General features: G+C 65.6%; 5 protein-coding genes. 4 read left to right on the top strand and 1 reads right to left on the bottom strand.

The window, feature by feature from the left end; translation table 11 throughout:
* The first annotated feature begins 96 nt into the window (after positions 1–96).
* Together dxr and MPN20_RS04250 are read left to right on the top strand one after the other, a co-directional pair.
* Positions 97–1,380, top strand: a complete 1,284-nt coding sequence (dxr, locus tag MPN20_RS04245) for a 1-deoxy-D-xylulose-5-phosphate reductoisomerase (RefSeq protein WP_242779856.1) — start codon at positions 97–99, stop codon at positions 1,378–1,380.
* 1 nt (position 1,381) lies between these two features.
* Positions 1,382–2,938 carry a site-2 protease family protein gene (locus MPN20_RS04250; RefSeq protein ID WP_242779858.1) on the top strand — a complete coding sequence of 519 codons (1,557 nt, stop codon included), beginning with the start codon at positions 1,382–1,384 and terminating at the stop codon, positions 2,936–2,938.
* 73 nt (positions 2,939–3,011) lie between these two features.
* On the opposite strand, the gene MPN20_RS04255 is transcribed toward MPN20_RS04250, so the two are convergent.
* Positions 3,012–4,415: a serine hydrolase domain-containing protein gene (locus tag MPN20_RS04255; RefSeq protein ID WP_242779860.1), complete on the bottom strand. Its 1,404-nt coding sequence runs from the start codon at positions 4,413–4,415 to the stop codon at positions 3,012–3,014.
* A gap of 224 nt (positions 4,416–4,639) precedes the next feature.
* Between MPN20_RS04255 and ispG the strand changes: the two genes are divergently transcribed.
* Complete coding sequence (gene ispG / locus MPN20_RS04260; RefSeq protein WP_242779872.1) at positions 4,640–5,788, top strand: flavodoxin-dependent (E)-4-hydroxy-3-methylbut-2-enyl-diphosphate synthase; 1,149 nt, start codon at positions 4,640–4,642, stop codon at positions 5,786–5,788.
* A gap of 95 nt (positions 5,789–5,883) precedes the next feature.
* Positions 5,884–6,762 (top strand): DUF4081 domain-containing GNAT family N-acetyltransferase, encoded by an 879-nt coding sequence (locus tag MPN20_RS04265; protein WP_242779862.1) that lies wholly within the window; start codon positions 5,884–5,886, stop codon positions 6,760–6,762.
* Positions 6,763–6,915 lie beyond the last annotated feature (153 nt).

A 6,915-nucleotide genomic window follows, 5' to 3' on the forward strand; every position in this document is an offset into this window, starting at 1 on the left:
AAACCTCTCTCGCCTTTGAATCATCGGTGTTGCTCGCGTCTCAGATGGTGCCCATGTCGAGTCATTTCCCAGAGAAGTTTGGCATCATCGGTTGGCGTGAGCAAACGTAGAATCATTGTAGTCGGCTCGACCGGTTCGGTCGGCACCCAGGCCTTGGACGTCCTCGCTGAGAACTCGGCGGACTTCGAGGTCATCGGACTTGCCGCAGGCACTCAGATCGACCTGCTGATCGAGCAGGCCCTCGACTTCGCGGTTCCCGTCATCGGTCTGACCAGTCCGCCCGAGGGCGGAGAGACGGAGATCCGCCGACGTCTGACCCAAACTGCAGGTGAGCGCGGCGTGAGCGATCCCGTCGAGCAGATCCATGTGGGGTCCGACGCCGCCGAGGTGGTCGCCGGTGCCGCTGCCGACATCGTCCTCAACGCGGTGACCGGTGCCGCCGGTCTCGGTGCGACGCTGGCGGCCCTCGAACGCGGCACCGATGTGGCTCTGGCGAACAAGGAGTCCCTCATCATCGGCGGATCGATCGTCCTCGATGCCGCTGAGCGCAACGGCGCCCAGCTCATCCCCGTCGACAGTGAGCACTCGGCCATCGCGCAGGCTCTGCGATCGGGCACCCACGGCGAAGTCGCGAAACTCATCATCACGGCCTCGGGCGGACCGTTCCGCGGGATGACCCGTGATGCCCTCCGTCGGGTGACACCCGCCCAGGCGCTGAAGCATCCCACATGGTCGATGGGGTCGATGATCACCATCAACTCTGCGACCCTGGTCAACAAAGGTCTCGAGGTCATCGAGGCCCATCTGCTCTTCGACATCGACTTCGATCACATCGAGGTCGTCGTCCACCCGCAGTCCCAGATCCACTCGATGGTCGAATTCACCGATGCCTCGACGATCGCGCAGATCTCTCCACCGGACATGCGGCTTCCCATCGCCTATGCTCTCGGAACCCAGTCCGACGGTCAGACCCGTCGTCTGACCTCGGGCGGAGTGGCCAACAACTGGGGACAGCCCATGCACTGGTCGTTCGAACCCGTCAACCATGTCGCGTTCCCCGCGCTGGGCCTCGCGGTCGAAGCCGGACGCAGACGCCGCAGCTACCCGGCCGTATTCAACGCTGCCAACGAAGTCCTCGTCGAGGCCTTCGTTGCGGGCACGATTCCCTTCACCGGCATCGACCAGGGCATCGAACGCGCGCTGAAGGCCCACGAACCTGCGGCCGAGCACACGGTCGAAACCGTCCTGGCCGCCGACGCCTGGGCCCGGGAGTTCGCCCGTGCCGACCTGGAACAGCAGACTCAGGGCCAGCAGACTCAGGGCCAGCAGACTCAGGGCGAGGGCCGGAGCGCGAAGAACTCGACGGCCGGCGGCTCCTGAGATGGTCGTCGTCCTCTACATCATCGGGATCCTGCTGTTCCTCGTCGGGATCTCGATCTCGATCGGCCTGCACGAGCTCGGTCACCTGACCCCGGCGAAGAAGTTCGGCGTCAAGGTCACCCACTACATGGTCGGCTTCGGCCCTACGATCTTCTCCTTCCGTCGCGGCGAAACTGAGTACGGCATCAAGGCCCTGCCCTTGGGCGGGTTCATTGCGATGCCGGGCATGTACCCGCCGGTCGAAGCGACGAAGCGCAGACTCGGCGAGCCGGCGACTGCCGCCTCCGGCTACAGGGCTGGGAGCGATCAGGCGAACTCGGCCCAGCAGCACCTCGGCGAGGTCGACCCGATTACGGGCACCGCCGTCCCGAACGACGCCGGAATCCATTCGGAGCTGCCGCACGGCCAACCGGAGTCCGAGCTGCGCCGTCCGCGAAGTCAGCGTCGTGGGCGGCAGCGACGTGGGCGCCTGTTCGAGAACACGATGGCCGATGCCAGGGACTTCTCGAACCAGGAGATCGAGCCGGGGGAGGAGCACCGGACGTTCTACGCCCTGAGCGTGCCCAAACGCCTCGTCGTGATGTTCTCCGGTCCGCTGGTCAACCTGGTGCTCGGGATCATCATCATGGCGATCTCACTGCTGGGCATCGGCATCACGACCCCGACGACGACTGTGCAGACCGTCGTCGAATGCGCGGTCCCCGCCTCGGAGGCGGCTCAGCGCCCTGCCGATGAGAAGAACTCGTGCCAATCCGATGACCCGCTCACCCCTGCGTGGGAGGCCGGCATCAAGCCTGGCGACGAGATCACCTCCGTCGCCGGTGTCACCACCGACAGCTGGGACGAACTCTCGGCCGTCATCAGGCAGCACGCCGGTGAGCGCGTCGAGGTCGGCTACATCCGCGACGGCAAGGCCCAGACCGTGACCGTGCCGATCATCGCGCACGAACGGCCGCAGCTCGACGCAAGCGGTAAGCCGCTGACCAAAGCCGACGGCACGCCGCAGACCGTGACCGAGGGATTCTTCGGCGTCGGCCCCGTCCAGGAACGCCAGCCGCTGCCGATCGGCGAATTCCCCGGAGCAGTCTGGGACCAGGTCAGCGGAGTGTTCCACGCCATCGTGACACTGCCGGTCAAACTCGTCGACATCGCCGAGGTGGCCACCGGGTCGAAGTCGCGCGACGCCGAGGGCCTTGTGGGCATGGTCGGAGTCGGACGCATCGCCGGCGAGATCGTCTCCACCGACAAGATCGAGGTCCTCGACAAGGCGCAGCTCGGCCTGGGGATGCTGGGTTCGCTCAACATCTTCCTGTTCGCGTTCAACATGATCCCGCTGCTGCCACTCGACGGCGGGCACATCGCAGTCGGCCTCTACGAGGGCGCGAGGCGGCAGATCAATAGGATCCGCGGACGCGGCCTGATCGGATCCTTCGACACGGCCAAACTCCTGCCGCTGACATACGTCGTTATCGGGCTCATGCTGTGCATGACCGCGCTGCTCGTCTACGTCGACCTCGTCAAACCGATCACGCTCGACGCGATCTTCAACTCCGGGTAGACGCAGGGCAGAGCCGGGTAGGCGGACCCAGCGGCCGCCTGCTCACGCTCACGCTCACCCCATTCAGCTGCGTTCAGCTGCTGAGGGTGATCGTCTGCACCGCGCCGAGGTGGTCCAAGCTGACCGTGATCGTTGCCGACGATCCCACCTGAGTCGACTCATCTCCCGACACCGTCACGGTGCCGCGCAAGGGTGTCACCATCTCGACGTCGTCGAGCGTGAATGCCTGCGACAGATCGCGATCGTCGCGCCAGGCGGCGAAGCGCTCACGGCGTTCGTCTCGTGGTTCGTCGAGGTCCATGTTCATGGCGAAGATCTCATCGGCGCGTGTCTCGTCGAAGTCCACGACGAGGTTCGCCGCGTGCAGGACGGCTTCGGCCTGGGCCGGCTGGGCCGGAAAGTACGGCACCGGCACCGAGGTGGCTGTCCGTTCCACACGTGCGCCAGGTGTGCCCGCCGCGGCCGTCCACCCGGCGTCGACGACATCCCTGACCACGCGTTCGGCGGGATAGTACGTCGTATTGCCGAGCACGACGATGCTCAGATCGAGGTCCGGGAACCAGCGCATGTGCGAGCCGTAGCCTGGGTAGCCGCCCGAATGGCAGACGACTCGTCCGAGGCGGGAGTCGAGTCGATGCTGCAGCCCGAATCCGTAGGAGACGGTCTCCACATGGTGTTCGCTGCGCGCCACCTCGACGAGGCGATGAGGCTGCTGGTTGTCGGAGAGAATGCGCGACCAGGAATCGGCGTGGTCGGTGCTGAGTCGATCGAGGGCGTCGAGATGGGCGTCCATCCAAGTGCGGATGTCGCTGACAGTCGAGATGGCTCCGCCGATGGGAGAGAAGACGCCGGGACCGGTGAGCTCCGCGGCATGGCCGCGGCCATGGCGGTCGAGGCGGATGGCTGGAGCCAGATCAGGGAAGTCCGCATGGTCGAACCCGGTGCTGCTGAGCCCGAACGGGTGCAGGATTTCGGTGGTCACGGTGTCGATGAAGGGTTCTCCGGTGACGGATTCGGCGACGAGCCCGAGCAGGGCGTAGCCGAGGTTCGAGTATTCGAATCCCGTATCGGCCGGCGCGATCGGTGTGGCTCCGCGGTTCAGATAGGCCATGAGCTCGGCACTCGTCATCGCCTCCATCCGGTCCGCCCACGGATCGTCCTTCGTAAACCCTGTGCCCATGGTCAGTGCCTGCCGGCACGTGCGATCGGCGATGCTCGTGCCTACCAGGCCGGGCACAAGCTGGTGCAGCGGCATGTCGAGGTCGAGGCCCTTGGCGGCGAGCGATCCGATCGCAGCGGCAGTGAACGACTTCGTCATCGAAGCGATCCGATACGGGACGTCGGCGTTCGACGTGAGCCCGGGGCCGCCTCGGCGGAAGACGCCCCATGCCAGCGACCCGCCCTGCGCGCTCAGCGCGTCTCCGGCGGATTCGAGTTCCCGGGTGATGACCTCGATGTCAGGGCATGTGAATGCCATTCGGTCTCCTCTGCTCACGGATCGCTGCTCTCATCGGGCTGACGCCCGCCGCCGTGTGGCGGACGCTCTCCACACTATAGGGATTCGTCCAGGTCGTGAGCGATCACACCGGCTTCGGCGGTCCGCGACACAGTTTGAAGTCCTACAATGTGAATGACTTGAACAATCAGGCCGGTCAACGGCCGCGATGGCTGGTCAACAGTCAGAATGAAGGGATCGTCTTCGTGACATCGGTCAACCTCGGAATGCCAGCCCCACCTCCTCCTGTCCTCGCCCCGCGTCGCAAAACGCGGCAGATCCAGGTCGGGAAGGTCGGCGTCGGTTCCGATTTCCCTGTCAGCGTCCAGTCGATGACGACGACTCCGACCACTGACATCAACGCCACTTTGCAGCAGATCGCCGAGCTCACGGCGTCGGGCTGCGACATCGTGCGCGTGGCCTGTCCGTCCGCCGACGATGCCGAGGCGCTGCCTGCGATCGCGCAGAAATCGCAGATCCCGGTCATCGCCGACATCCACTTCCAGCCGAAGTACGTCTACGCTGCGATCGACGCCGGCTGTGCTGCTGTGCGCGTGAACCCGGGCAACATCCGCAAGTTCGACGACCAGGTCAAGGAGATCGCGAAGGCCGCGAAGGATGCGGGCACCTCGATCCGCATCGGCGTCAACGCGGGATCGCTGGACAAGCGGATCATGGAGAAGTACGGCAAGGCCACCCCGGAGGCTCTCGTCGAGTCCGCCGTGTGGGAGGCATCGCTGTTCGAGGAGCACGACTTCCACGACTTCAAGATCTCCGTCAAGCACAACGACCCCGTGGTCATGGTCCGCGCCTACGAGATGCTGGCAGAACGCGGCGACTGGCCGCTGCACCTCGGCGTCACCGAGGCGGGGCCCGCCTTCCAGGGCACGATCAAATCCGCCACCGCCTTCGGTGCCCTCCTGTCGCAGGGAATCGGTGACACGATCCGCGTCTCCCTCTCGGCTCCTCCCGTCGAGGAGATCAAGGTCGGCAACCAGATCCTCGAAAGTCTCAACCTCAAGCCGCGCAAACTCGAGATCGTCTCCTGCCCGTCATGTGGACGCGCACAGGTCGACGTCTACACGCTGGCCGACAAGGTCACCGCTGGTCTCGAGGGCATGGAAGTTCCTCTGCGCGTGGCCGTCATGGGCTGCGTCGTCAACGGCCCCGGTGAGGCCCGCGAGGCCGACCTCGGTGTGGCCAGCGGCAACGGCAAGGGACAGATCTTCGTCAAGGGCGAGGTCATCAAGACCGTGCCCGAGGCGGACATCGTCGAGACTCTCATCGAAGAGGCCATGCGCATCGCGGAGGAGAGCGACACTCCCTCCGGACCGCCCGAAGTCGTCGTCGGCTGAGTCCCGACAGACAACCGATGGCCGGCGTCCAACGCCGACCGATACCGCGAAAGTGCTCCAGTGCGTGACAGATTCCCGAGGCAGGAGGCTCCCACATGTTGAGAGTCGCCCCTTTGGGGCATCAGCACACGGACTGGCTGCAGAGTCTGCTGGCGCTCAATCCCTGTGAGAACGTCTACCTGCTGTCGCTGCTCGAGATCACGGGCACGGCTCGGCTGGGATCTCCGGCGGGGTCGCTGCTCGGCGTCTTCGACGGAGACCGACCGGTCGCTGCCTACTGGACGGGCGGCAACATCATCCCTGTGGCGGCGACGCCCGGGACGAACCAGGCACTGGCCGACAAGCTCAACTCCGACGGTCGCTACTCGTGCTCTCTCATCGGCAGCCGGAACGTCATCCTCGATCTCCAGAGCCGACTGAACTGGGGACGCCCGCGCGGGATCCGGGAGCGACAGCCGCTGCTGGCGATCAGTTCCGACCCGCTCATCGAGCCTGATGAGGCCGTCAGCCTGGCGACGCTCGAGCAGTTGCCTGCTGTCTTCGCCGCGAGCGTGGACATGTTCACCAAGGAAGTCGGCTTCTCTCCGATCGAGTCCGGCGAATCCGGCTATCTCTCCCGTGTGCGCAGTATCGTCCGCGGCGGGAACTGCTTTGCGCGGATCTCGGACACCCTTCCCCGCGGCGGTGCGGTGCCGCAGTGGCCTGCGACGAACCAGCCGGAACAGGTGCTGTTCAAAGCAGACATCGGCATCAGAGCACCGCGCATCGTGCAGGTCCAGGGCGTCTGGGTCCATCCGGAGGTGCGTCAGCAGGGGCTGGGTGCCGCCGGAATGGCCGCAGTCATCGCCCAGACGCGGGCGGCCGGTCATCCGACCGTCAGCCTCTACGCCAACGACTACAACGAAACTGCGCTGCGAATGTACCAGCGCGTCGGATTCGAGCAGGTCGGCACGTTCTCCACAGTCATGTACTGACCCTCATCCACCCGGCCCTTGTCGGCGGCCCGCAGTCGTCTGGCGTCCGGCGTCCATCGAGAGCCGACCTCGCCGTCGAGAGCCGACCCCAGCGTCGAGAGCCGACCTCAGCGTCGACCTCGCCGTCGAGAGCCGACTCGAGCGTCGAGAGCA

This window comes from Brevibacterium sp. ZH18, from assembly GCF_022748595.1.
In the GTDB taxonomy this organism is placed as follows: domain Bacteria; phylum Actinomycetota; class Actinomycetes; order Actinomycetales; family Brevibacteriaceae; genus Brevibacterium.

Bases quoted from the DNA above. Each gene is read 5' to 3' on its own strand.
- MPN20_RS04265 (WP_242779862.1), top strand. From the start codon at position 5,884: ATGTTGAGAGTCGCCCCTTTGGGGCATCAGCACACGGACTGGCTGCAG.
- MPN20_RS04250 (WP_242779858.1), top strand. From the start codon at position 1,382: ATGGTCGTCGTCCTCTACATCATCGGGATCCTGCTGTTCCTCGTCGGG.
- MPN20_RS04255 (WP_242779860.1), bottom strand. From the start codon at position 4,415: ATGGCATTCACATGCCCTGACATCGAGGTCATCACCCGGGAACTCGAA.